Annotated in this window: 21 protein-coding genes; 10 read left to right on the forward strand and 11 right to left on the reverse strand. The window is 55.2% G+C overall.

Annotation, left to right across the window (positions count from 1 at the left end; genetic code table 11):
* Positions 1 to 2 precede the first annotated feature (2 nt).
* Both LBW88_RS04605 and rhaB read right to left on the reverse strand, forming a co-directional pair.
* Positions 3 to 1,259: an L-rhamnose isomerase gene (locus LBW88_RS04605; RefSeq protein WP_224928145.1), complete on the reverse strand. Its 1,257-nt coding sequence runs from the start codon at positions 1,257 to 1,259 to the stop codon at positions 3 to 5.
* Entirely contained in the window at positions 1,243 to 2,724 is a 1,482-nt protein-coding gene (gene rhaB, locus LBW88_RS04610; protein ID WP_224928140.1) for a rhamnulokinase, read from the reverse strand. Before rhaB ends, LBW88_RS04605 begins: the two co-directional genes overlap by 17 nt.
* A 21-nt stretch (positions 2,725 to 2,745) precedes the next feature.
* On the opposite strand from rhaB, the gene LBW88_RS04615 reads away from it, so the two are divergent.
* The 3 genes from LBW88_RS04615 (at position 2,746) to rhaR (ending at position 4,716) form a co-directional block, all read left to right on the forward strand.
* Positions 2,746 to 2,916, forward strand: coding sequence for a hypothetical protein (locus LBW88_RS04615; RefSeq protein ID WP_224928137.1), 171 nt, complete (start codon positions 2,746 to 2,748; stop codon positions 2,914 to 2,916).
* A 97-nt stretch (positions 2,917 to 3,013) separates the two neighbouring features.
* Entirely contained in the window at positions 3,014 to 3,835 is an 822-nt protein-coding gene (gene rhaS, locus LBW88_RS04620; protein ID WP_224928134.1) for an HTH-type transcriptional activator RhaS, read from the forward strand.
* Positions 3,836 to 3,849: 14 nt separating this feature from the next.
* Positions 3,850 to 4,716, forward strand: a complete 867-nt coding sequence (gene rhaR, locus LBW88_RS04625) for an HTH-type transcriptional activator RhaR (RefSeq protein ID WP_224928131.1) — start codon at positions 3,850 to 3,852, stop codon at positions 4,714 to 4,716.
* Between the two features lie 51 nt (positions 4,717 to 4,767).
* Here rhaR and rhaT read toward each other — a convergent pair whose 3' ends face one another.
* Positions 4,768 to 5,805 (reverse strand): L-rhamnose/proton symporter RhaT, encoded by a 1,038-nt coding sequence (rhaT, locus tag LBW88_RS04630; RefSeq protein ID WP_224928128.1) that lies wholly within the window; start codon positions 5,803 to 5,805, stop codon positions 4,768 to 4,770.
* A 366-nt stretch (positions 5,806 to 6,171) separates the two neighbouring features.
* Between rhaT and LBW88_RS04635 the strand changes: the two genes are divergently transcribed.
* From LBW88_RS04635 to aldA, 3 genes are all read left to right on the forward strand, one after another.
* Complete coding sequence (locus tag LBW88_RS04635) at positions 6,172 to 6,495, forward strand: hypothetical protein (protein WP_224928125.1); 324 nt, start codon at positions 6,172 to 6,174, stop codon at positions 6,493 to 6,495.
* Between the two features lie 14 nt (positions 6,496 to 6,509).
* Entirely contained in the window at positions 6,510 to 6,608 is a 99-nt protein-coding gene (locus LBW88_RS04640) for a YoaK family small membrane protein (RefSeq protein WP_141399000.1), read from the forward strand.
* Positions 6,609 to 6,806: 198 nt separating this feature from the next.
* On the forward strand, positions 6,807 to 8,243 hold the full coding sequence (gene aldA, locus LBW88_RS04645; RefSeq protein WP_224928122.1) for an aldehyde dehydrogenase: 1,437 nt from the start codon (positions 6,807 to 6,809) through the stop codon (positions 8,241 to 8,243).
* Between the two features lie 151 nt (positions 8,244 to 8,394).
* On the opposite strand, the gene LBW88_RS04650 is transcribed toward aldA, so the two are convergent.
* Both LBW88_RS04650 and LBW88_RS04655 read right to left on the reverse strand, forming a co-directional pair.
* A complete protein-coding gene (locus LBW88_RS04650; protein WP_224928119.1) occupies positions 8,395 to 9,669 on the reverse strand; it encodes an MFS transporter in 1,275 nt (424 codons plus the stop codon).
* On the reverse strand, positions 9,666 to 11,087 hold the full coding sequence (locus LBW88_RS04655) for a M20 family metallopeptidase (protein ID WP_224928116.1): 1,422 nt from the start codon (positions 11,085 to 11,087) through the stop codon (positions 9,666 to 9,668). The genes LBW88_RS04650 and LBW88_RS04655 overlap by 4 nt, the downstream gene beginning before the upstream one ends.
* Positions 11,088 to 11,235: 148 nt before the next feature.
* Here LBW88_RS04655 and LBW88_RS04660 point away from each other — a divergent pair, with 148 nt between their 5' ends.
* Positions 11,236 to 12,162 carry a LysR family transcriptional regulator gene (locus LBW88_RS04660; RefSeq protein WP_224928112.1) on the forward strand — a complete coding sequence of 309 codons (927 nt, stop codon included), beginning with the start codon at positions 11,236 to 11,238 and terminating at the stop codon, positions 12,160 to 12,162.
* A 50-nt stretch (positions 12,163 to 12,212) separates the two neighbouring features.
* Here LBW88_RS04660 and LBW88_RS04665 read toward each other — a convergent pair whose 3' ends face one another.
* Positions 12,213 to 13,808: an ABC transporter substrate-binding protein gene (locus LBW88_RS04665; protein ID WP_224928109.1), complete on the reverse strand. Its 1,596-nt coding sequence runs from the start codon at positions 13,806 to 13,808 to the stop codon at positions 12,213 to 12,215.
* Positions 13,809 to 13,921: 113 nt separating this feature from the next.
* Here LBW88_RS04665 and pepT point away from each other — a divergent pair, with 113 nt between their 5' ends.
* Entirely contained in the window at positions 13,922 to 15,148 is a 1,227-nt protein-coding gene (pepT, locus tag LBW88_RS04670) for a peptidase T (protein WP_224928104.1), read from the forward strand.
* A 175-nt stretch (positions 15,149 to 15,323) separates the two neighbouring features.
* Here the strand turns inward: pepT and LBW88_RS04675 are convergent, their stop codons facing one another.
* Together LBW88_RS04675 and LBW88_RS04680 are read right to left on the reverse strand one after the other, a co-directional pair.
* Positions 15,324 to 16,103: a transporter substrate-binding domain-containing protein gene (locus LBW88_RS04675; protein ID WP_038646858.1), complete on the reverse strand. Its 780-nt coding sequence runs from the start codon at positions 16,101 to 16,103 to the stop codon at positions 15,324 to 15,326.
* A 14-nt stretch (positions 16,104 to 16,117) separates the two neighbouring features.
* Positions 16,118 to 17,284: a methionine aminotransferase gene (locus tag LBW88_RS04680; RefSeq protein WP_224928101.1), complete on the reverse strand. Its 1,167-nt coding sequence runs from the start codon at positions 17,282 to 17,284 to the stop codon at positions 16,118 to 16,120.
* Positions 17,285 to 17,410: 126 nt separating this feature from the next.
* Here LBW88_RS04680 and LBW88_RS04685 point away from each other — a divergent pair, with 126 nt between their 5' ends.
* Complete coding sequence (locus LBW88_RS04685; protein ID WP_224928098.1) at positions 17,411 to 18,292, forward strand: LysR substrate-binding domain-containing protein; 882 nt, start codon at positions 17,411 to 17,413, stop codon at positions 18,290 to 18,292.
* On the opposite strand, the gene LBW88_RS04690 is transcribed toward LBW88_RS04685, so the two are convergent.
* Positions 18,250 to 19,926, reverse strand: coding sequence for a methyl-accepting chemotaxis protein (locus tag LBW88_RS04690; protein ID WP_224928095.1), 1,677 nt, complete (start codon positions 19,924 to 19,926; stop codon positions 18,250 to 18,252). The genes LBW88_RS04685 and LBW88_RS04690 overlap by 43 nt on opposite strands.
* 213 nt (positions 19,927 to 20,139) lie before the next feature.
* Positions 20,140 to 21,657 carry a carboxylesterase/lipase family protein gene (locus LBW88_RS04695; RefSeq protein WP_224928093.1) on the reverse strand — a complete coding sequence of 506 codons (1,518 nt, stop codon included), beginning with the start codon at positions 21,655 to 21,657 and terminating at the stop codon, positions 20,140 to 20,142.
* 192 nt (positions 21,658 to 21,849) lie between these two features.
* Between LBW88_RS04695 and LBW88_RS04700 the strand changes: the two genes are divergently transcribed.
* Positions 21,850 to 22,284 (forward strand): DoxX family protein, encoded by a 435-nt coding sequence (locus tag LBW88_RS04700; protein WP_224928090.1) that lies wholly within the window; start codon positions 21,850 to 21,852, stop codon positions 22,282 to 22,284.
* A 68-nt stretch (positions 22,285 to 22,352) separates the two neighbouring features.
* Here LBW88_RS04700 and LBW88_RS04705 read toward each other — a convergent pair whose 3' ends face one another.
* On the reverse strand, positions 22,353 to 23,690 hold the full coding sequence (locus LBW88_RS04705; RefSeq protein ID WP_224928087.1) for a VOC family protein: 1,338 nt from the start codon (positions 23,688 to 23,690) through the stop codon (positions 22,353 to 22,355).

Raw genomic sequence — 23,690 nt, forward strand, 5'->3', positions numbered from 1 at the left:
CCTTAACGTAGACGCAATGTTTGTTGTTCATAGTGGCGCACTTCGCTCAGCCAGCTGGCATCGGCGGGCACATCATGGCGCAGGCACCAGGCCTCCCAGACCGCCTGCCATGGCAACGATTTCTGCTCTTCCAGCAGCGCCAGGCGCGCGGTGTAATCCCCTTGCTGCTCCAATGTGCGTAATTGATCGCTGGGTTCCAGCAACGCACGCAGCAGCGCTTTTTTGGCATTGCGCGTACCGATCACCCAGGCGGCGATGCGGTTGATTGAGGCATCAAAGAAGTCCAGGCCGATATGCACTTTGTCGAACAGATTGTGGCGGGCAATCTCAGTGGCGATGGCCTGCGTTTCATCATCCAGCAGCACCACGTGATCGCTATCCCAACGCACGGGACGGCTGACGTGTAACAGCAGACGCGGCACGAACAGCATGGCGGTGGAGATTTTGTCGGAGATCACTTCAGTCGGATGGAAATGTCCGGCGTCCAGCGTCAACGCCGTTTGACGGCTGGCGGCATAACCGAGGCAAAACTCATTGGAGCCGACGGTGTAACTCTCCGCACCGATGCCAAACAGTTTGCTCTCCACCGCGTCGATATGATGACGTGGATCGAGCTTCTCACTGATCACTTCATCCAGCGCGCTGGCCAGACGCTCACGCGGTGCCAGACGATCGATGGTGAGATCTTTCATGCCATCCGGCACCCAGATGTTCATCACCGACGGGGTTCCCAGCTGTTCACCAAAGTGCGCTGAAATACGACGGCTGGCTTTGCAGTGGTCGATCCAGAACTGACGAATATCTTTGTCCGCATGTGACAGCGTAAAGCCATCCGCGCTCAGCGGGTGCGAGAAGCAGCTGGGGTTAAAATCCAGTCCTAACTTGTTGGCTTTTGCCCACTCCACCCAGCGGCTGAAGTGCTTCGGCTCAATGGCATCGCGCTCAACTGGGGTGTCGCTTTCCAGATAGATGGCGTGCAGATTGAGGCGTTTGGCACCGGGGATCAGCGACATCGCTTTCTCAATGTCAGAACGTAGCTCATCCGCGTTGCGAGCGCGTCCCGGATAATTACCGGTGGCCTGAATACCCCCCGTCAGTTCGCCATTCGGGTTTTCAAAGCCACGAACATCATCGCCCTGCCAGCAGTGCATCGATACCGGGATGCCATCCAGTTGGGTCATCACCTGGTCCACATCAATACCCAGCGCCGCATAGCGTTGTTTCGCCAGTTCAAAGGCTTGTTCAATCAGCTTTGTCATATGCAAGTTCCTTAGCAGGTTGGCTCAGTGCCGCAAAGCGTGCCTGGTGGGCAGCAAAGATGCTGGCGTTCTGAGGTGCAAACGTTTCTAACGGGAAATTTTTGTCGATGCAGCGGCGCAGATCGGCCACATCGCGCAGTTCACCCAACGCCATCAGCTGACAGCCGACATTACCCAGCGTTGAGGCTTCAATGGGGCCAGCCAGTACGGGTATTTCGCAGGCATCCGCACAGAGTTGGTTCAGTAATGGGTTCTGACTGCCGCCGCCGACAACATGCAGTTGGCGAATGGGGCTATCGCGCAGGGTGCTCAGTTCGCCAATCACCTGGCGATACAACAGCGCCAGGCTGTCGAAAATGGTGCGCGCCAGCGCTGCAGGGCTTTGCGGAATCGGCATGTGTTGCTCAGCGCAGGCGTCCTGGATCTCCTGCACCATGCTGGCGGGATTAATAAAACGCGGATGATTGGGATTGATCAGGGCACGACAGGCGGGTTCATTTTCCGCTTCGCCAATCAATGTGCAGAGATCTGAGATGTGCAATTCGCTGCACACGCGCTGCAGCAGCCAAAGACCCATGATGTTTTTCAACACCCGATAGCCTTCAGCGCCCCCTTCGTTGGTGATGTTGGCGTCGAGTGCGGCGCGGCTTACGCAGGGTTGCAGACTTTCAATACCCATTAACGACCAGGTGCCAGAACTGAGGTAAGCGGCATCATCCTGCATCAGCGGCGTGGCGAGTACCGCGCTGGCGGTATCGTGCGTCGCGACGGCCACCACCGGGATCTTTTTACCGCTGGCATTGATCCAGTTGCCCACGGTGTTGCCCGGCGCTGTCGGTTTACCAAACCAGTCGGCATCTATACCCGCCCACGCCAGCAACTCGCGATCCCACTCGCCAGTTTCAATATTGAGCAGCTGCGTGGTGGTGGCGTTGGTGTACTCCCAGTTCATGTTGCCGGTCAGACGGTAATGCAGGTAATCCGGGATCATCAGCGCATGTTTGACCTGTGCCTGCCAGTCCGGCTGTTGCTGGTGAAGTGCACGCATCTGATAAAGGGTATTGAAGGGTAAAAACTGGATGCCCGTGCGCTGGTAAATCGCGGCTTTACCCAGCTCATTGATCGCTTGCGCCATCAGTCCATCGGTGCGCGAGTCACGATAACTGACCGTTTCGCCAACGCGATCGCCGTTGGCATCCAGCAGCACCAGATCCACGCCCCAGGTATCAATGCCGATGCTGTCCGGCACGATGCCCTCATCATCTAACTGCGCCAGCCCTGCGCGTATCGCCTGCTCCAGACTGTCGAGATCCCAGCAGTCATAACCGGCGCGACGAACACGCTGATTGGCAAAACGACACACTTCACGCAGGGTGATGCGCTGATTAGCAGAGGTCCATTGTGCGAGCATCACGCGCCCGCTGGATGCGCCTAAATCAATGGCAACAATGTTACGCATACTCATGGCGTTTCTTCCTGTGATGAGATGGCTTTAGCGTATGAATCCTGGCGCTTTGCCACCTTCCCCTTACTGCCAGCGCGTGAAAGTCGCTGGCAGGCTGGCAAAGATGATCGTGAGAAAGCTCACAGAACCGAGAGACAGCAGAGTTGTGAGCGTTACCGCAATTCCATCAATCACCTGGCCGATCTTGAATAATTCGCCATTTTCCTGCGCTGAGCGGTTTAAATTTCAAGGTAAGGTGCACAGCGCCTGCGTAGACTCGGTTGCAAAATTGTTAATTGAGAGGCGCATCATGACCGTTCTGCACAGTGCTGATTTCTTCCCTGAAGGAAGCTACGCCATCGCCATTGAGCCGCGCGTGCCGCAGCAAGCCTTTCCTGAACATCATCATGATTTCCATGAAATTGTGTTGGTTGAGCAAGGTTCCGGCATTCACGTGTTTAACGGTCAGCCGCAGACCCTGTGCGCCGGCTGCGTGTGCTTTGTGCGCGATCACGATCGCCATCTGTATGAACAGACCGAGAATTTGTGCCTGACGAATGTGCTGTATCGCAGCCCGGCAGCGTTTCGTTTTCTCTCCGGTTTACAGTCATTGCTGCCCGGTGATGAGAACGGCAACTATGTGTCGCACTGGCGTATCAATCACAAGGTGATGGCGCAGGCGCTGCAGATCGTGACGCAGATGAAACAGCAGGAAGTCTGGTCGCTGGAACGTCAGGCGCATCAGGAACAGCTGTTTTTGCAACTGCTGGTGCTGCTGCGCGAAGCGGGTCACAACGATCAGGCGCAGGATCAGGAAGCGCGCCTGCACCGGTTGCTTGACTGGCTTAATGAGCATTACAGTGAAGATGTTGAGTGGGATGCGCTGGCCGATCGCTTCTCGCTGTCGCTGCGCACCCTGCATCGCCAGATGAAGCAGCAAACCGGCAATACGCCGCAGCGCTATCTCAATCGACTGCGCTTATTGCAGGCCCGGCATTTATTGCGTCATAGCGATATGCGCATTACGGACATCGCCTATCAGTGTGGATTCGGTGATAGCAACCACTTCTCCACACTGTTTCGGCGAGAATTTGGCTGCGCGCCCCGAGCGGAGCGCCAGCAGATGATGTAACTGGAGTGGTTCCCATGTCGCTGATACTGACGCGCGAAGATTATTTTCCGGCCACCAATCTGCCGATTGCGGTGGCCGAACGCATGCCTCAACCCTCCTTCCCGCCGCATCGTCATGAATTCAGTGAAATTGTGATCGTCTGGCGCGGTAACGGATTGCACGTGCTCAACGATCGTCCCTGGTTAATTACCTGCGGCGATGTGTTCTATATCCGCGACAATGATTGCCACAGCTATGACAGCGTCAATGATTTGGCGCTGGATAACATTCTCTATTGCCGCGATCGCTTTCGCCTGAGCCTGGACTGGAGCCAGCTGCTGCCCCCGCAGGACGATGATGCACCCGGCTGCTGGCGCTTAACCACGCGCGGCATGGCATTGGCGCGTGGGGTGATCAGCCAGCTTGAACGGGAAAGTCGTAAAAGCGATTCGTTGTCGATCCAGCTCTCTGAAGCCCTGTTTCTGCAGCTGGCGCTGATCTTGCGTCGCCATGGTTATGCAGCCGATCGTCCATGGGCGCTGCCGGAAGGTGAGCAGCTTGATTTGCTGATGTCAGCCTTACAGGGTGCGCTGCACCGCCCATTCGATCTGGCCCATTTTTGCCAACAAAATGAATTAAATGAGCGTGCGCTGAAGCAACTGTTTCGTCAGCAAACCGGCATGACGGTGGGCCACTATTTACGACAGCTGCAACTGTGCCAGGCAAAATATTTGCTGCGCACGCAGGATTGGTTAATCAGTGAAGTGGCCGCACGCTGCGGCTTTGATGACAGTAACTACTTCTCGGTGGTGTTTACGCGCGATACCGGGTTAACGCCAAGTGCCTGGCGCCAGCGTTTTCTTCCTCAGCACGCCTCGCTGAGCGATAAAATAAAAGCCTGACGCACCTTGCCGCGCGTCAGGCTTGTTCAATCGCGTACCGCGGCTAGTTAATTAGCCGTTAGCCATGCCCAATCCGACGATGTTGGCGGCAATGATGATCACCACACAACCCAGCGACAGCACGCGCACCGGACGCTGCCCCACCGCTTTCCACTCTTTCAGCACCAGACCGACTAAACCGCCGCACAGTACATACAGGCTCATGTGCAGCATCCAGCTCACAAAGTCGTATTGCGCAGGAATTTTCGCGTGGCCCCAGGCATAGAAGAAGAACTGCAGATACCACATGGTGCCGCCCAGCACGGCGAAGGCCACGTTGGCGATCAGCATCGGTTTCGCCACTGAGAAGTCACCACGCACCGACAGTTCTGGTTTGATCGCCAGACGGATAAAGCAATAGGCCAGGTTGACCAGCGCACCGCCGCCCATGATCACCACATAACTCGGCAATGCCACGTACAGCGGGTTAATGCCCAGATTGGCTGCCGCTTCATGCATCGGTTTCGCCGCATCCATCGCGAACGACATCCCGGCGGAGAAGATGCCGCACAATACCGCCAGCACCAGGCCTTTCTTGAGATTAAATTCTTCCGCGTTGATGCCGAGTGCACGCTCTTTTAATAGCCCGGCACGCGTCACGATCGCTACACCCACCAACGCCACCAACACGCCCAACAACGTCATGCGCCCGCCCGGCGAGCTGAACAGTTCAACAAAGCGTCCCTGTAACAGCGGCGTCATCAGGGTGCCCACCACGAGGGTGATACCGATAGCGATACCAATGCCCATCGACATGCCGAGATAACGCATGGTCAAACCATAGTTGATATTCCCAACGCCCCACATGGCACCAAACAGAAACACCGGCAGCAGCTGTGAGAAGCTAAAACTGCCGTAATACGCCCAGAAGTTGGGCAGCAGCACGGCGCTGACCGCCCATGGCAGAATCAGCCATGACATCACGCCGCCCACTGACCACATTGTTTCCCATGACCACTTTTTTACCTGCTTAAACGGAGCATAAAAACATGCGGCACTGGCGGCACCCACCAGATGCCATAAAATACCGGCAAGAATGGCACTGTTCATTGTTATTCCTTCGTAAGGTTGAGGCCCACAGGAAACCGACAGTTTCCCGATTAGCAGCAGTCTACGGTGGGCAGCTTTTCGTCAGCCTTTGGATGGCTGCCGAAAAGCGCGCGCTGCTGGCAATATTCGGGGGGTCTTCAACATGAGGATCACAAAATCGCATTTGCAGGCATCATTCTGACTGATTTTCATAAGTGACTTATTATTGGGGATATTTTTTATTTTTGTTGTGTTGATCGACACAGTTTTTGACTGACTGCCAACCTGCTGTTTAACATGGCAGTCACGTAAAGTCGCCCGATGAGCTTTCCCCCACGTGGCGAATTCCGTATAACGTTGGAAAAATCATCGCAACGAAGGAATGAGATGAATAGCAAAAGGTTGACGCTGCTGCTGTCGCAGCCGGTGAGCCGCGTGATGCTGGATGATATCCGCGCCATTGTGCCGCCCCAGGCGTTGAACGTTTTCATTAATGGATTGGATGAAGAGCGTTACGCCACACTCGACTGCATTCAGAGTGAAGAGAACTGCGCCCTGCTGGCATCGGCCATCGTGGTGTGGCGTCAACTCGGGCATATTCACCAGATTCGATATCAGAAAGGCGAACACCTGCGCGATGTGGATGACGCCACCCAATTCCAGCTGTTCAGTATGATGAAAACCCATCGCGCCATTGTTCAACTCGCTTAACGATCAGGATAATTATGAAAATCGGACTGCTCTTCCCTATTGCCATCATCATTGCTGGCGTCAGTTTCCTCGCCTGGTTTATCGCCAGCGGTGCAGCGGTGCCGGGGTCCTGATAATTTTGCTGAAAATGATGATTAGCTAACACGCTGAATACGCGGCATTTCATCAGGAATGCTGCGTCTGTCGTCTCGTTCTTCCCTTCTCTGCCATCCCGTCATTCCCTCTGGCACTGACAAAAAGGTGCTACACCTTGATCTGTTTCACTCTCGATTCACACCATGCTAACGAAACCGATCGCGGAGACCCTACAGATGACAACACACCATCAACATTACATTAATGGCGCGTTTGTAAACGATCAGAACGATAAATGGATTGAGGTCATCAATCCGGCAACTGAAGCGCTGCTGTCACGCGTGCCACAAGGCACACAGCAAGATGCAGCACATGCGATTGCCGCGGCAGAAGCAGCACAGCCTGGTTGGGAAGCATTACCCGCAGTAGAACGCGGCAACTGGTTGCGAAAAATTGCTGCCGGTATTCGCCAGCGTGAACCCGAACTGACGGCCACGATCGTGGCGGAAGGCGGTAAAACGCAGGGGCTGGCACAAACTGAAGTGCTTTTCACCGCGGATTATCTGGATTACATGGCCGAATGGGCGCGTCGTTATGAAGGTGAAATCGTGAATAGCGATCGCCCGAATGAAAATATCTTCGTGTTTAAGAAAGCTATCGGTGTCACCACCGGCATCCTGCCGTGGAATTTCCCGTTCTTCCTGATTGCGCGTAAAGCGGCGCCGGCGTTGATTACCGGCAACACTATCGCCATTAAACCCAGTGAACTCACACCCAACAACGCGGCAATTTTCGCGCAGATCGTGCATGAGATCGGCTTACCGAAAGGCGTGATCAACTTCGTGTTCGGCTATGGTCCTGAAGTCGGACAGGAGCTGGCGGCGAACCCGAAAGTCGGTTTGGTGAGCCTGACCGGCAGCGTCGGCGCGGGCATTGCCACCATGCAAGCCGCCGCGAAAAATGTCACTAAAGTGTCGCTGGAACTCGGCGGCAAAGCGCCGGCTATCGTGATGGATGATGCGGACCTGGATCTTGCAGTAAAAGCGATTGTCAGCTCTCGCGTAATCAACACCGGACAGGTGTGCAACTGTGCAGAGCGCGTGTATGTGCAGGAAGGCATTTATGATCGCTTTATCACCGCTCTGACTGCCGCGATGAAGCAGGTGAAGTTTGGCAATCCGGCCGAACAAACCGATATCGACATGGGCCCGCTGATCACCGCCGCCGCACTGGGACGCGTCGAGCAAAAAGTGGCCAATGCGGTCGCTGAAGGCGGCAAAGTGGTGCTGGGCGGCAAACGCGTCGGCGATAAAGGCTTCTACTTCGAGCCGACGATTATTACCGGTGTACGTCAGGAGATGGAGATCATGCGTGAAGAGATCTTTGGACCGGTATTGCCGGTGATGACCTTTAAAACTCTTGATGAAGCCGTAGCGCTGGCTAACGATTGTGAATATGGCCTGACGTCTTCGATTTATACGCAAAACCTGAACACCGCGATGATTGCGCTGCGTCAGCTTAAATTTGGTGAGACCTACATCAATCGCGAGAACTTCGAGGCGATGCAGGGATTCCATGCCGGCTGGCGCAAATCGGGCATTGGCGGCGCCGATGGACGTCACGGTCTGGAAGAGTATCTGCAAACCCATGTGGCGTATTTGCAGTTCTCCTGAGTGAAATATCTGGCTGGACAAGCTGCCAGCCAGCTATCGTCATTCGTTGCAGCCGCACCTGAACGGGTGCATTTCTGCAGGCTGCGCGATGGTTCGCGCAGCTACGGAAGTCGCTTTTGGTAACGAGCCAGGCTAATCCGCTCAACGGTCTCTACGCGATACGCTTCTGGCTGCGCAGCAAGGCTAAACCACTCAGTACCGACATCGCCATCAGGTAATAACCTGGCGCGAGGCTGGTGCCGGTGGCCGTGATCAGCAGCGTACAAATCAACGGTGCAAAGCCACCAAACACCGTCACCGCGACGTTATAGCTGATCGCCATGCCGCTGGCGCGAGTGCCAATCGGGAACAGATCGGCCATCACCGACGGTACCGTCGAGAAGTAGATCGATTTCAGCAGCGCCATCCAGCACACCAGAATAATCAAGGTAGTCGGCGTGGTGTGATTCACCACCATCTTAAACGCTGGATAGATAGTGATGATCAACAGGATCAGCGAGCCCCACATCAACGGCACGCGACCGACACGCTCCGCTAGTAAGCCCATCAGCGGCGTCACCACCGTCAGGATCACCCCTGCCAGCAATGTCGCAGTGAAAGCGACTGAACCCGGAAGATGCAGGTTTTTGGTGGCGTAGGTTGGCACGTAGTTGAGCATGTAGTTCACTGCGGTGGAGATCACCATCAGGCCAATCGCCAGCATCATCAGCTCTTTCTGACGCCCGAACAGACGTTTCAGCGGTGCGGCTTCAGGCGCTTGCGCTTCAAAGCTGGCAGGCTCATGCACATGGCGGCGGATATAGATCCCCAACGGACCAATCAGCAGCCCGAAGGCAAACGGAACACGCCAACCCCAATCCTGAATCTGACTTTCCGTGAGGATCTGCGTTAGCCCCAGACCAAACGCCGAGGCCAGCAGCGTACTCGCGCCCTGCGTGGCAAACTGCCAGCTGGCGATAAACGCCCTGCGCTCCGGGAAATGCTCAACCAGAAACGCCGTGGAGCTACCGAATTCGCCACCCGCAGAGAAACCCTGCACCAGACGCGCCAGCAGAATCAGCAGCGGTGCCATCAGGCCAATACTGCCATAGCTCGGCATAAAGGTGATGACGGCGCCGCCCAGCATCATCAGGTTAATCGACAGCAGCAGCGCCTTTTTACGCCCGTGGCGGTCGGCATAGTTACCCAGCACAATTGCGCCCAGCGGACGGATCAGGAAGGAGACGCCGAAACTGCCAAATGTCAGCAGCATGGAAACCGATGGATCGCTGGTAGGGAAAAACGCATGCGCAATGTAACTGGCAAAGAAACCATACACCGCAATATCAAACCACTCCAGCGCATTGCCGATACAGGTGGCAAACAACGTTTTGTGCAGGTTCGGTTTAGTGCTGCTTAAAGGGGCAGCCGTGTTAAGCGTGCTCATACAGCACCTCCTGCGTGTTGACGATGCCTGGCCACCAGTTCGCTGCCTTGCTCGCCGAGATCCCACAGCAGTCGGGTCATAATTTGCAGACCTTCACGCGCAATCGACTTCAGCATATGTTCGTTGACGCCATGCTGGCCGCAGGCCGGATAAGAGTGCGGCACCCACAATGTCGGCAGGCCAAGAATATCAGAGAACACTTCGTTGGGCAGTGAACCGCCCAGATTCGGCAGCAACGCCGGTTTTTTGCCGCTGGTCTCTGCCATGCTCGCCAGCACCCAATCCACCAGCGGATCGGTAGGATCGAGTCGCGTCGCCGGTGAACCGCGCATAAACTCCACTTTCACGAAGCCAAAACCGTGCTGCGCCAGATGCTCACTGACATGCTGTGCAAGATTTTCCCAATCGGTGCCAACCACAAAGCGCAGCTGGCACACCGCCGTGGCTTCACCAGGAATCGCATTCATCGGACGCGCCGGATTGCCGGTCAGGAACGCCAGCACTTCCAGCGTATTCCAACCGTAAAGTCTTTCTGTCGGAGAGAGCGTCGGCTCACCCCAGGTGGTATCAATCTCGGGATCGCCCGGCATCCCGCCCACTTCGATGTCGCTGAGGATATCGCGCACTTGTTGAGTGAGAGAATTGGGTTTCAGCGCATCTACCTGCAGCACGCCCTTTTGGTTCACCAGGCAAGCAATAGCATTGGCCAACTGCGTGCCTGGATTGGTCAATAAACCGCCCCAGTTACCGGAGTGATAGGCGTTGTCACGCGCGGTAACGGTGAGACGGAAATTTACCGCGCCCCGAGAGCCGAGGAACAATGTGGGTCGTACCGCATTCAGACGTGGACCGTCGGAGGCGATAAACAGATCGGCTTTCAGCAGTTCAGCATGGTGCTGGCACAGTTGAGCCAGACCCGGCGAACTGATCTCCTCACCCATCTCAAACAGCATTTTGCAGTTGAATCCAAGTCGTCCACCGCGCGCTTTGAACACTTGCTCCAGCGCCGCGAGATTCACACAGTGCTGACCTTTGTTGTCAGCGCTACCGCGTGCGTACCAGCGATCTCCCTCTTCCACCAACTGCCACGGCGATAGGCCTTCGCGCCAGTTTTCATCGTCGCCGAACACCACATCGCCATGGCCGTAGCTCAGCAGGGTCGGCAGTGCCGGATCTTCGATGCGCACCGCCACCAGGAAAGGACGGTGGGCGGCTTCCGGGTTATCGATAAAATGTAAGGTGAACCCCAGCGCGATGAGCTGTGGGCCAATCTCATCCTGCAGGTAACGCTGTAGTTCGCTGTCACGATCCTGGCGCTGGCTTTCGGTGCGTTGCGCCACGCGGCGCGCCAGCGTTTCCTGAAATTCCCCGCTGTCGAACCAGGCGGTGGCTTGTTGAACCGCTTGTTGTGCTGTCATGTTTGCATGTCTTTTATTGGTATTGTGGTTTTGTCATCTTTGCGGAAACCATGCTTTGCCACAATTATCAATTTATCGAGTATGATTTGCTTTTATGGCAAAGCTCCGCTGCCCGATTTCGAGGCATGCACCAGCATGAGGCATCCGCATGATAAGCAATGAAATCCGCTATTTCCTGGCCGTCGCGAATACCGGTTCGCTCAGTGCGGCCAGTCAGCAACTGTTTGTCGCGGTGTCAGCCATCAGCAGACAGATCCAGCGACTGGAAAATCAGGTCGGTGTGCCGCTATTTGATCGGCATGCGCGCGGTATGGTGCTGAATGAAGCCGGTGAAATTTACGCCCATCACGTGCGTAAAAATATGCTGGAGATGGAATACGCGCTGGCAGAAATCAAAGGATTGAAGGCCGTACGACGCACGCTGATTCGCGTGGCCTGTACCGATGGGCTGGCCTTTACGCTGTTGCCGCGCATGATTGCCGCCTTCCGTGAGGATAATCCCGGTGTGTTGTTTGATATTAAAGTGGCGAGTACACAAGGTGTGGCGGAGCTACTGCGTAGCGGAGAATGCGATCTGGCACTGCAATTCAGCCTGCACGCTGAACGCGGCGTGGAGGTGATCGGCTCCTGGCCCGCCCCGGTGCTGCTGGTGATGCATCAGACTCACCCGTTGGCGAGCGCAACACACGTGACCCTGAACGATGTCAGCCACTATCCGCTGGCTTTGCCGCAGCAAAATACCACGGTGCGCCAGCTGTTTGAGCTGGCGAGCCATATGAGCGGCAATCTGATTGAGCCGGTGATCACCTGCGATACCTTCTCAACGTTGTTCCACTTTCTGCTGCGCACACCGCTGGCTCTGACCATTTGCAGCGCCTTTACCGTGCTGCAGGAAGCGGAGACCCATGGCTTGATATTGCGCTCGGTGGGGATCGATCAGTTGAGTCAGCGCAACCTGCAGTTGCAAGCGCAGTCAGGGCGACCTCGCAGTGCCGCCCTGAATGTGTTCATGACATTTCTTCTGCAGCAGATGAACGCACTGGAAGAACCGTTGCGTCAACGCTGGAAGCCTTAATCGCCAGTTGGCAGTTTAGCGGGCCGCTTTTGGACTGCCCGCTGCCATCATCAATCCTTAATATCGACCGGATAGAAAATGTGTTTGCCAAACGGATCGACGGTATATCCGCTCACCGTTTTGCGCACCGGCTCGAAAATCGTCGAATGGGCGATCATCACGGCAGGCACCTGATCGTGCATGATCTGCTGCGCTTCACGGTAAAGCGTGACGCGCTTATCGTGATTTTGCTCAGCACGCGCTTCGGTGATGATCTTCTCGAACGGCTGATAACACCATTTCGAGGAGTTGGAACCGCCATTTGCCGAGGTGCAACTGTAGAGCGGGCCGAAGAAGTTGTCCGGATCGCCGGTCGCCGTGGTCCAGCCCATCAACGCCGCCTGATGCTCACCGCCTTTCACGCGTTTAAGGTATTCACCCCACTCATAACTGACGATGTTGGCTTTAATGCCCACCTGTGCCCAGTCGGCCTGAATCATCTCCGCCATTCGTCGCGCATTCGGATTGTAAGGACGCTGAACTGGCATCGCCCACAGTGAGATTTCGGTGCCAGGTTTGATGCCCGCTTCCTGCAGCAGCGCTTTGGCTTTCTGCGGATCATAATCGTAATCTTTCAGATCCTTGTCGGCGCTCCAGACATCCGGCGGCAGAATATTTTTCGCTACCGTGCCGGTGCCTTTAAAGATCGCGTCAATTATCGCCGGCTTGTTAATCGCCATCGCCAGTGCCTGACGCACTTTGACGTTATCCAGCGGCGCTTTGGTGGTATTGAACGACAGGAAACCAGTGTTTAAACCTGATTTCTGTTCGAGCGTTAAATCGGGGTTGCTGCGCATTTTGTCGAGGTCAGCGGGATTGGGAAACGGCATCACCTGACACTCGTTTTTCTCCAGCTTGGCATAGCGCACCGAGGCATCCGGCGTGATGGAGAACACAATACGATCCAGTTTGGCTTTGCCCTGCCAGTATTCCGGGAAGGCTTTATAGAGAATGCGCGAGTCCTTTTGATACTGCACCAGCTCAAAAGGTCCGGTGCCGATCGGCTGCATATCGACTTTTTCCGGTGTACCGGCTTTTAACATCTGGTCGGCATATTCGGCTGAGTGAATTGAGGCAAAATACCAGCCGAGATCGGCGAGGAACGGTGCCTCAGCATGCGCAAGCGTAATGCGCACGGTATTGTCGTCAACCTTTTCAATACCCTTGATCAGCTTCGAGAGCTCTAAGCTGTCAAAATTGGTGTAGTTACCGCCCGAGACGTTGTGATACGGATTTTTTGGATCCATTTGACGCATAAACGAGAAAATGACGTCGTCGGCATTAAGGTCGCGTGAGGGTTTGAACGCCTTATTGCTCTGGAATTTCACCCCTTTACGCAGATGGAAAGTGTACACCGTGCCGTCCGGGCTGATATCCCAACTTTCTGCCAGGCTTGGCACCAGTTCAGTGGTACCGGGCTTGAAGTCTACCAGGCGATTGAAAATAGGCACTGCACTGGCATCAACACTGGTCCCCGAGGTATACAGCTGCGGGTTGAAGTTCTCAGGCGAGCCTTCAGAGCAATACACTAATGTTTTGGCTGAAACGCCACCCGCCAGCGCTAATCCCAGCGCGCTGAGTGTGAACTTCATCATCATCTTTTTCATCATGATCCTCGTTTTTATTGACTTCCATGAGCCTGCCTCGGTATGAATTGATAAATAACACGATTTATCTGACGTGTGTAATGCACATCGTTCAAAGCTAATAAGGAATTGTGATGACAGACCAATTAACACGCCAACTGACACAGCGTTTTTACCGCTATCTGGCGGTTTCCAGCCAGAGTGATGCCAAATCCACCACGCTGCCAAGCACCCCTTCGCAACATGCGATGGCGGAGTTGCTGGCGCAGGAGTTGCGTGAATTAGGTTTGCAGGAGGTGGTTATCGACCAACATGCCACCGTCACGGCCGTTAAACCGGGCAACCGTCCAGACGCGCCGCGCATTGGCTTTATCACCCACATTGATACGGTGGATGTTGGCTTGTCACCGGATATTCATCCTCAGACCCTGCTGTTTAACGGTGAGGATCTCTGTCTCAACCGCCAGCAAGATATCTGGCTGCGCGTGGCGCAACATCCAGAGATCGCGCCTTATCGCGGGCAGGAGATCATCTTCAGCGACGGCACCAGCGTGCTCGGCGCGGATAACAAAGCAGCCGTCACCGTTGTGATGACCTTGATGGAGAACCTTAAAGGCGATCACGGTGACATCGTGGTGGCGTTTGTACCAGACGAAGAGATTGGCCTGCGCGGCGCGAAAGCGCTGGATCTGGAAAACCGCTTTAATGTCGATTTCGCCTGGACCATTGACTGCTGTGAGCTGGGTGAAGTGGTATATGAAAACTTTAACGCGGCGGCGGCTGAACTGGTGTTTACCGGCGTTCCGGCTCATCCGATGTCAGGCAAAGGCGTACTGGTGAATCCGCTGCTGATGGCGCACGACTTCATCTCACGCTTTGACCGCCAGGCGACACCAGAGCATACCGAGGGCCGTGAAGGCTATATTTGGTTCAACGATATTAACGCCAATGCCAGCCGTGCGGTGTTGAAAGCCTCTATTCGCGATTTCGATTTGAAGGGGTTCGATGGCAAGAAACAGCAGCTGGTTGAGGTGGCCGATGAGATTGCGGCGCTTTACCCTACGGGGCATGTCGCGTTAAACATCAGCGATACCTACAGCAATATCAGCAATGCCGTGGGTGAAGATCGTCGCGCGATTGATTTGATTTTTGCTGCATTAGATCAGGTCGGTGTTGAGCCAAAAGTGATCCCGATGCGTGGGGGAACAGATGGTGCGGCCCTGTCAGCGAAAGGCTTGCTAACGCCCAATTTCTTTACCGGCGCCCACAATTTCCATTCACGCTTTGAATTTTTACCGGTGCCGTCGTTTGTGAAGTCTTATCAAGTGGCGGAAGCGCTGTGTTATCTGGCGGCTAAGTAGCAAGCGGGCATTAACGCATCATTACACAGTCACAGGCCTTGAGATGGCACGGCAACCACTGAGTTGCCCATGCCCCGGTGGCGGAAATGAAAAAGGCTGCCATTAATGAAAAATGGCAGCCTTCGTTAAATCTGGTTTTAGCGAACCAGCATTACGCCAGGCGTGACGCTGGTTGTTACTTCGCTGCAGTCACATCAATGCCAGGGAAGAATTTCGCCGCCAGCTTGGTGATGGTGCCATCCGCCTGCACTTTAGTGATGGCCGCATCCAGTTCACCTTTCAGTTTGGCATCGCCCTTACGCAGACCAAAACCGATACCTGAACCGAGGATGGTATCATCTTCAACCGGCTTGCCGACGAAGGCAAAACCTTTGCCCTGCGGTTTATCGAGGAAGCCAGACTGACCCGCGGCTGACATCACCAGCGTACCGTCAAGGCGGCCCGCGACCATGTCGTTATACACCTGGTTCTGATCCTGATAAGAGGTTACGGTTACGCCCTGCGGTTCCCAGTGCTTCTTAGCGTAAGTTTCCTGGATTGAACCCTGCAGCACGCCGATGTTTTTGCCTTTCAGCGACTCGGCCGTTGGCAGCAGCTTCTCACCGGCTTTAACGATCAGCATGGTAGGAATACGGTAGATTGGCTTGGTGAAGTCGATGTTTTTGGCGCGCGCTTCGGTGATGTTCATCGCCGAGTTGATCGCATCAAATTTTTTCGCCTGCAGTGCCGGGATCAGCGCATCAAAGCTGCTTTCCACCCACTTACAGTCAAAATTACCGACCTGGCAAATCGCTTTACCCAGTTCGATATCAAAACCTTCCAGCTCGCCCTGTGCGTTGCGGCTTTCAAACGGTGGATATTGTGATTCCAGACCGTAGCGTAAGGTTTCCTGCGCCAGTGCGTGTGCTGAAGTCAGCATACCCAGAGCCACAAACAGTGCGTTTAATTTTTTCATTATTCTTCCCCTAATTACCCTTTAACCCGGCACAGCGCTTCCGCGCCAGCCTGCAGTGTTGCGTCGTCTTTCGCGAATGACAGGCGAATTAATTTATTGTCAGTGCCGTCCATATAAAACGCCGACAACGGAATGGTGGCCACACCGTGATCGACGATGAGACGTTTTACCATTTCACTGTCGCTTTCGTCACTGAAATGTCCGTAACTGGCCAACATAAAGAACGAGCCAGCACTCGGCAGCAGCTTAAACGGTGAATCCTGCATCAACGCCAGCAAACGATCGCGTTTTTCCTGATAGAACGGTGACAGCTGCAGGTAGTTTTGCGGATTCTGTAAATAGTGCGCAAAACCCACCTGCATTGGCGTATCGGCGGCATACATCATGAATTGATGCACCTTCACAATCTCTTCCATCAGCGCGGCCGGTGCCAGGGCGTAACCCACACGCCAGCCGGTGACGTGAAAGGTTTTGCCGAACGAAGACACGATCACGCTGCGCTGCGCCAGCTCCGGATGCGTTGCCATGCCGCAGTGGGCACGGCCATCAAACAGGATATGTTCGTACACTTCATCGGACAGCACCACGATATCGGTGTTGCGGGTTAAAGCCGCCAGCTGTTCCAGATCGGCTGGCGTCAGCACCTGCGCACTTGGGTTATGTGGGGTGTTGATGATGATCATACGGGTGCGCGGCGTGATGGTGGCACGCAGTTCATCCCAGTTGATCGCAAAATCCGGCACCTGCAATTTCAGGCCAATCGGGGTTGCGCCTTGCAAACGCACCACCGGCGCATAGCTGTCAAACGCCGGTTCAAAGAAGATCACCTCGTCGCCTGGGTGCACCAGCGCAGAAATCGCCATGTAAATACCCTGGCTGGCGCTGCCGGTGATCAGCACTTCGCTGCCCGCATCATAGTGCTGGCCATACAGCGTCTCGACTTTTTCGGCCAGCGCTTCGCGCAACGCCGGTAAGCCGGTCAGTGATGCATACTGGTTATGACCTTCGCGCATGGCTTTGCTGACCAGCTCCACCAGATGCGGATCGCACGGGAAGTTCGGGGCGCCCTGCGACAAGTTGATGGCTTTATGTTGCGCCGACAACTGGCCGATGACGCTGAAAATCGTCGTGCCGACATCGGGCTGTTTGGAAGAGATGTTAACACTGCTATTCAGGGTCATCGTTGCTCCACAAGGTTGCATAACCACGTAAGGAAAGTAGATTTCTATTCAACGGTGAGACGCTTGAGTCGACAAGCGAATTGTTGTCATAATAGCCATGACTTAAAATCATAGCTTGAGGCCGTTATGTCCCGCTCTTCACTGCCGTTGAATGCCATCCATGCTTTTCTGGTCACCGCACGTCATCTCAATCTGACGCGCGCCGCCAGCGAATTATGCATCACGCAGGGTGCGGTGAGCCGTAAAATCGCCACGCTGGAAAGCTGGTTGGGCTTTCCGTTATTTGCACGCCATGCGCGTGGCCTGCATCTTACCGAGCAAGGCGCGGCGCTGTTGCCTGAACTGCAGCAAGGTTATGCCATACTGGTGAATGCCACCGAGAAAGCCAGCCGCAGTAATGCCTCGATTCGTTTGAAAGCGCCCACCTGTGCCATGCGCTGGCTGGTGCCGCGTTTGGTGGCGCTCGAGCAGCAGCGGCCGGACATCCACGTAGCGCTGACCACCACGCTGGATCATGTTTCGCAGTTAGAGAATTATGACGCGGCGATTGTGTTTGGCACGCCTCCTGTCGGCTCCATTCGGTTGTTTGATGAACGACTCACACCGGTCTTAGGCAACAACGTCACGCCGCCCGCGCGCATCAGCGATCTGGCGAAGTTTACTTTTTTGCATCCCACCCATGATACAAGAGACTGGCAAATGTGGCTGGCGGATCAATCTGCCAATGTGCCGATGGCGCGCAATCAGCATTTTGCCACCATGGATCTCGCTATCAGCGCGGCGATTCAGGGCTTTGGTGTGACGGTAGCTGATGTGACGTTGGTGCAGAATGATTTAGCGAATGGCCGGTTAATTGCCCCGTTTGCCAACACGGTGGCAACCGGGGCAGCATACAGCCTGCTACAGCGAGCAGAACAGGATGCGCCACCGTTCCTGCCGGAACTGGTGGCGTGGTTGTGTCAACCTCAGAATGAAACCCACTCATCGGCACTGGCCGACTTCGGTTGAACGGCTGGCGTACCGGATAGCACCGGGCGGCGCAAAATGGTGCTGGCTGGCGCGGCCTGAGCTTTGCTCACCGGCGCACTGTCTGACAGACGGAATTTCGCCACCGAAGCCTGCAACTCTTCTGTTTGACGCTCCAGCGCGCTGGCTGCCGCAGAGACCTGCTCGACCAGCGAGGCGTTCTGCTGGGTCACGCTGTCCATTTCCGTTACGGCGGTTCCGACCTGGGAAATGCCTTTACTCTGCTCTTCAGAAGCAGCCGCAATGTGCTTCATGATCTCATTCACATCCTGCACCGACTTCAGAATGTCGTTCATGGTGCTACCCGCGCTGCTAACTAACGCAGAGCCCTTATCCACGCGCTGAACGGAATCTTCGATTAGCGTGGCGATCTCTTTCGCCGCCCCGGCACTACGCTGTGCCAGATTACGCACTTCGCTGGCCACCACCGCAAAGCCACGGCCTTGCTCGCCCGCGCGAGCGGCTTCAACGGCGGCATTGAGAGCCAGGATGTTGGTCTGGAAGGCAATGCTGTTGATCACGTTGGTGATCTCCGCAATTTTCTTCGAACTGCCGGAAATGCCCTGCATGGTGGTGACCACTTCACCCACCAGTCGGCCGCCCTGCTGCGCGGTGCCGGTTGCCGTTTCTGCCAGTGAGCTGGCCTGGCGTGCATTGTCGGCGTTAAATTTCACCGTTGCCGTGAGTTGCTCCATGCTGGCCGCCGTTTGCTCCAGCGCGGCAGCTTGCTCTTCGGTGCGTGAAGAGAGATCGTTGTTACCGGATGAGATTTCTGCCGCGCCGCGATATATATTCTCGGTTCCGCTGCGAATGGCGCTCACCGCTTCTCGCAGACTGTCTTGCATTGCACGCAGCAGCGGCACCAGTTTGCCAACGCAGTTGCGGCCGAAATCTTCCACGGGCTGGCTAAGATCGCCCTGGGCAATCACCGCAAAATGGTTGCGCACACGCTCCAGCGGTTTCACCAGCATCGCCACCAGATAACGGTCGGTGAACAGCAAAATCACCAGACCGAACACCACGGCAACCAAAATAATCACCTTGGTGATGTTGGTGAGTTTGTCGACGGTAACGCGTGTCTCATCCAGCTTGATACCCGCGGCTTTATTGAAGGCTTCCGCGCTGGTGCCAAATGCACGGCTCAGAGCAGGCGTCACATTGTTGGCCTGCGTGCGGTAAGCCTCAATCGTGCCCTGTTGTGCCAGCGAAACCTGCGGCGCAATGCCTTCATCCAGCAGCTTCTGCCAGCTGGCGATGACGCTGTTGGCGGTTTCACTGTCCATTGGGCCGGGTGCCATGGCTTTGAACTGGGTCAGCTGCGCTTTCATGCTATCCAGCGCCTGTTGCACCGGTGCGAAGGCATCCGCACTCACCGCCGCGCCCGATGCGCGCCCTTCCATCACGCGGGATAAACGCGTGACCACACGAAAATATTGATCGTTGCCTTTACTCAGTACCGTCATCTGGTTAACCAGCTCACGGTCTATCTCATTCCCTTCGCCGAGGGCATTGAGCGAGTGCACGCTAAATAACCCGACACCGCACCACAGCAGGCAAAACAGCCCGAGAATGGTCAGCATCACGGCGCGAATAGTGAAGTTTTTTAAGATTCCCATACATAATCCCTTGGTGTGAAACGCGAAGGAGGCCCGATAAAATAGGGCATATTGCGTTTATCGGCAGTGGATAGGGAAAATGTAACGGTTTAATAAGCTAATAAATTGCTGTCTGCTTAAGCCGGATAGGAAATGTTATTGTTTATAATCAGTGGATTAGCCGAAAATTTGCCTTATAAATTCATTTGCGCAATTTCACTATTAGCTTGCTCATCAAAGCTTCACGTGGCTGCGCATCATCAGGCGGAACAAACGCAGGCGCCCGCGCATAAAACGCGCCTTCAACACGGCGTGCGGTTTCCCCTGATCGCCGAGGGCTAACGTCAGGTCTTCACGTGGTCGCCACACCGGCCAGTCGATCTCGCCCTTCAGCTGATAGCTAAACTCGCTGGCATCCCGCGCGAACGTTACCCAATAGCTGCTCACCATGTCAGCGAAGGCCTGATCTGCAGCGGTGTAATCTCGCTCAACCGGTGGTTTTAGCGTGGTCAGCGTGTTGAACACGTAAGGGATTTCGTTGCCGTGCCAGGTGCCATGTGGATAGAGGTCGCGGGCGTTCTCTGATACATAGTCGAACCAGTAGCGCCATGCTGGCATACCAATGCTGTGCTGAGATTGTGCCACCAGTAGCGGGACGACGGTAAAGGCCATGTCGCGCGCCACTGCCCGGCCCAGTAAGGTATCGTCATGAATATCGTAAAGCCACTTCATCATGCCGTAGCTCAGGCGATTCTTACTGCGAATTTGCTGCAAGACCGCTACTGGATTTACGCCAAAATAATCCAATACGCTGGCTTCATCACTGTTACTTCCCACCATTAACGGCACACGATGTTGTTTACCCGCCATAAAAGTTTCGAGCATCGGTTTGGGTAGCACCGCATCACCGCTGATTGCCACCGGGCCTAATCCCAGCGGACGCTGTAACGGCCAGAACTGATCGGCAGGTAGCTGGCGAAGTTGTTCAGCAGTGGCATTTTCCAGCAGGCCAAAATGCGCCGCCACCTGTTTGCCAATCTGTTGCGCTTTCCTGCGCGGCACATCCGGCAAGCTGTAAGCACTCTGGACAATGCCTTTGTGAAACAGTCCTTCAGCCAGCGGAGAACAGCACAATGACAACACGCTGCGCGCACCAGAAGATTCACCAAACAGCGTGATATTGTGGCGATCGCCGCCAAAAACAGGGATATTGCGCTGGATCCACTGAAGCGCAGCAATTTGATCTAACAACGCGAAATTGTTGACCACCGCGTCTGGCGGGTATTCGGCATCCAGCGCCGGATGGGCAAAGAAACCGAAATGTCCAAGACGGTAATTGAGCGTCACCACCACCACGCCCTGCGCGGCTAACGCTTTGCCACGGTAAGGATCAAGGCTGCCGGCACCGATGGTAAAGCCCCCGCCGTGTAGCCAGACCATCACCGGCAAGGGTCGGGATGGCTCAACATCTGGCGTCCAGATGTTCAGGTACAGGCAATCCTCACTGAAGCGACCCGGATCGCCGCCGCCCACCGCCACGCAATAGTCACGGTTTTGCCAGCTGGCATCGCCCCATTGCGTGGCTTCACGTACGTCTTTCCACGGCGTGACCGGTTGCGGCGGACGCCAGCGCAGTGCTCCCACAGGGGGGGCAGCGTAAGGTATTCCCTTGAAGACAAAAAGATCATCGTCAATCAGGCCTCTGAGCTCACCCTCTGCGGTCATGATCCTCAGACGTCGTTCGTTTTTCATCTCGGGTTCCCAGATCAAGCTTGTTTCCATTATTTGCAGGCCTTGAGTGAATGTCCATGTTCTGAAAGCATTTGCAGATTATGCCGAATGAGCTTCCGATCCATTGAACAACTCCATCAAATTTTTTGGCTAACCCTGACAGGATGAATTGCTTTAAGGTTACAAGTTAACCTGGCGAGACGGAGAAGCGCGATGTTTGGTGGAATCAACCAGATGTTCACTCGGATGAGCGATCACCCGGACTTCGGTAAACTGCTGTTACGTCTGACGTTTGGCGGCCTGCTGTTGTTTCATGGCGAATTTAAGGTGATGCATGGCGTCGACTGGATTGCCCATATGCTGGCCGTTAAAGGCATGCCAGGTTTCATCGCTTACGGTGCTTACATCGGGGAAATAGTGGCACCTGTCATGGTTATTATCGGATTAATGACGCGCCCTGCGGCCTTCATTATTGCGGTGAACATGGTTGTTGCGACCTTGCTGGTAAAAATGGGCGCGATCTGGCATCGCACAGATGTTGGCGCCTGGTCTCTGGAAACAGAGGCGCTTTATCTGCTGGGCGCACTCGCCATCATGTTCCTGGGTGCCGGGAAGTACCAGCTGGTGCGTGATTCGCGCTTGCAATAAAAATAAAAGAAATGAAGCCGGTCTGCTGAAGTGGTGATGCCACTTCACAGACCGGTTTTCTTTTGCTGTTAGCGTATACCGCAACGTGTCAGACTGCGCTGCTGCATCTGCTGATACAACGCCATCTCATCCTGCACCGCTGCGCCTAATGCGGCTTCAAAATCCGCTCGACTGGCATTGCCCGCGCTACGTGCGTGCGTTTCGGCGCCTAAATTAGACTGGAATATCCCCGCTGCGCTCACCGGCAGAAAATCTTCATACACAATCGGTTCTGCCTGCACACGTCCTTCAGCAAGCAGTTGGGCCAGGGTTTCCCCTGTTTGCGGAGGATGCTGGACGCCCTTAGCGCTCAGACGATAGCGGAACCACGCCAGTTCCTGTTCGCGCAGGGTATCTTCATCATCGGGAAAGTCACGAAACACCGCGCTCAGATGTTGCTGGTGATGCTGATTATCGCTGCCGGTGCCCGCTTCGGCTAACAAACGGTCGTACAGCATCCGCCCTTTGGGTGTCAGCGCCGCGCCGCGCTGCTCAATCTCACCAAAGCGTGCGGTGTGAGTGCCGGGTGTACCATCATTGAAATGTACCGCTTCTTCCAACGCTTTAAAGCTGGTTTGACGCAACAAAATCGGCACCTGACGCTGGGGCGGTCCCTCGATAAGGGTTTTGGGATCAATTCCTCGCGTAGGCATTAAGGTCTGCACGCGATCTATATCCAACGTGCGCGGGGTCAGATGGTTGATGTGACATCCCTGGAAGCACACCACATCAGCAATCAAACGATGTTGCTGGCTCAGTGCACGGTAGGTCTCACTGTCCACAAGGGTATGGGCATGCCAGCGGAAGGTTTCCAGCGCCTCTTTGACAAAGCGCGCGGCGTCAGAGGCGTTCAAACCGCCCTGCTGCTGATGTTGCGCGATCAGCGCACGACAACCTGGCGTGAAGATATCGCGCGCGGCCAAAATCGCGGCGGCTTTTTCCCTCAGCTCGGCGTCATCAATCAGTTCGAGACGTAACAGTGAAGTAAACACGCGGAACGGATTTCGGCGCAATGCGCTATCGGTGACCGGACGGAAAGCGGTGGAGTGAACCGGCACACCTGCCTGGGAGAGATCATAATATCCCACCGGTTCCATCCCCATCACCGCAAACATCTGGCGCAGCGTGCTAAGTTCTTCGGCAGTCCCGACACGAATCGCACCGTGACGTTCCACACTGAGTCGATCCAATTCATCGGCGGCGGCGAGGCGGTTTTTTAAAGCGGGATGTGCTTCCAGCGTGCGCTCATTCACGGCCGTGACCAGTTGCGTCAGCGTGCCATATTGCGGCACCTCCTGCTGATACATACTGGACATCGCTTGCGAGAACAGCGTGCGAATGGCATCGCTGGTGAGAAAGTTTTCCAT

It is taken from the genome of Pantoea sp. alder81 (genome assembly GCF_020179835.1).
Taxonomy (GTDB): domain Bacteria; phylum Pseudomonadota; class Gammaproteobacteria; order Enterobacterales; family Enterobacteriaceae; genus Pantoea.

What these genes read in the sequence shown, in the direction of transcription:
- LBW88_RS04605 (WP_224928145.1), bottom strand. Translation starts at nt 1,259, where the DNA reads ATGACAAAGCTGATTGAACAAGCCTTTGAACTGGCGAAACAACGCTAT.
- rhaB (WP_224928140.1), bottom strand. Translation starts at nt 2,724, where the DNA reads ATGAGTATGCGTAACATTGTTGCCATTGATTTAGGCGCATCCAGCGGG.
- LBW88_RS04615 (WP_224928137.1), top strand. Translation starts at nt 2,746, where the DNA reads ATGGCTTTAGCGTATGAATCCTGGCGCTTTGCCACCTTCCCCTTACTG.
- rhaS (WP_224928134.1), top strand. Translation starts at nt 3,014, where the DNA reads ATGACCGTTCTGCACAGTGCTGATTTCTTCCCTGAAGGAAGCTACGCC.
- rhaR (WP_224928131.1), top strand. Translation starts at nt 3,850, where the DNA reads ATGTCGCTGATACTGACGCGCGAAGATTATTTTCCGGCCACCAATCTG.
- rhaT (WP_224928128.1), bottom strand. Translation starts at nt 5,805, where the DNA reads ATGAACAGTGCCATTCTTGCCGGTATTTTATGGCATCTGGTGGGTGCC.
- LBW88_RS04635 (WP_224928125.1), top strand. Translation starts at nt 6,172, where the DNA reads ATGAATAGCAAAAGGTTGACGCTGCTGCTGTCGCAGCCGGTGAGCCGC.
- LBW88_RS04640 (WP_141399000.1), top strand. Translation starts at nt 6,510, where the DNA reads ATGAAAATCGGACTGCTCTTCCCTATTGCCATCATCATTGCTGGCGTC.
- aldA (WP_224928122.1), top strand. Translation starts at nt 6,807, where the DNA reads ATGACAACACACCATCAACATTACATTAATGGCGCGTTTGTAAACGAT.
- LBW88_RS04650 (WP_224928119.1), bottom strand. Translation starts at nt 9,669, where the DNA reads ATGAGCACGCTTAACACGGCTGCCCCTTTAAGCAGCACTAAACCGAAC.
- LBW88_RS04655 (WP_224928116.1), bottom strand. Translation starts at nt 11,087, where the DNA reads ATGACAGCACAACAAGCGGTTCAACAAGCCACCGCCTGGTTCGACAGC.
- LBW88_RS04660 (WP_224928112.1), top strand. Translation starts at nt 11,236, where the DNA reads ATGATAAGCAATGAAATCCGCTATTTCCTGGCCGTCGCGAATACCGGT.
- LBW88_RS04665 (WP_224928109.1), bottom strand. Translation starts at nt 13,808, where the DNA reads ATGAAAAAGATGATGATGAAGTTCACACTCAGCGCGCTGGGATTAGCG.
- pepT (WP_224928104.1), top strand. Translation starts at nt 13,922, where the DNA reads ATGACAGACCAATTAACACGCCAACTGACACAGCGTTTTTACCGCTAT.
- LBW88_RS04675 (WP_038646858.1), bottom strand. Translation starts at nt 16,103, where the DNA reads ATGAAAAAATTAAACGCACTGTTTGTGGCTCTGGGTATGCTGACTTCA.
- LBW88_RS04680 (WP_224928101.1), bottom strand. Translation starts at nt 17,284, where the DNA reads ATGACCCTGAATAGCAGTGTTAACATCTCTTCCAAACAGCCCGATGTC.
- LBW88_RS04685 (WP_224928098.1), top strand. Translation starts at nt 17,411, where the DNA reads ATGTCCCGCTCTTCACTGCCGTTGAATGCCATCCATGCTTTTCTGGTC.
- LBW88_RS04690 (WP_224928095.1), bottom strand. Translation starts at nt 19,926, where the DNA reads ATGGGAATCTTAAAAAACTTCACTATTCGCGCCGTGATGCTGACCATT.
- LBW88_RS04695 (WP_224928093.1), bottom strand. Translation starts at nt 21,657, where the DNA reads ATGAAAAACGAACGACGTCTGAGGATCATGACCGCAGAGGGTGAGCTC.
- LBW88_RS04700 (WP_224928090.1), top strand. Translation starts at nt 21,850, where the DNA reads ATGTTTGGTGGAATCAACCAGATGTTCACTCGGATGAGCGATCACCCG.
- LBW88_RS04705 (WP_224928087.1), bottom strand. Translation starts at nt 23,690, where the DNA reads ATGGAAAACTTTCTCACCAGCGATGCCATTCGCACGCTGTTCTCGCAA.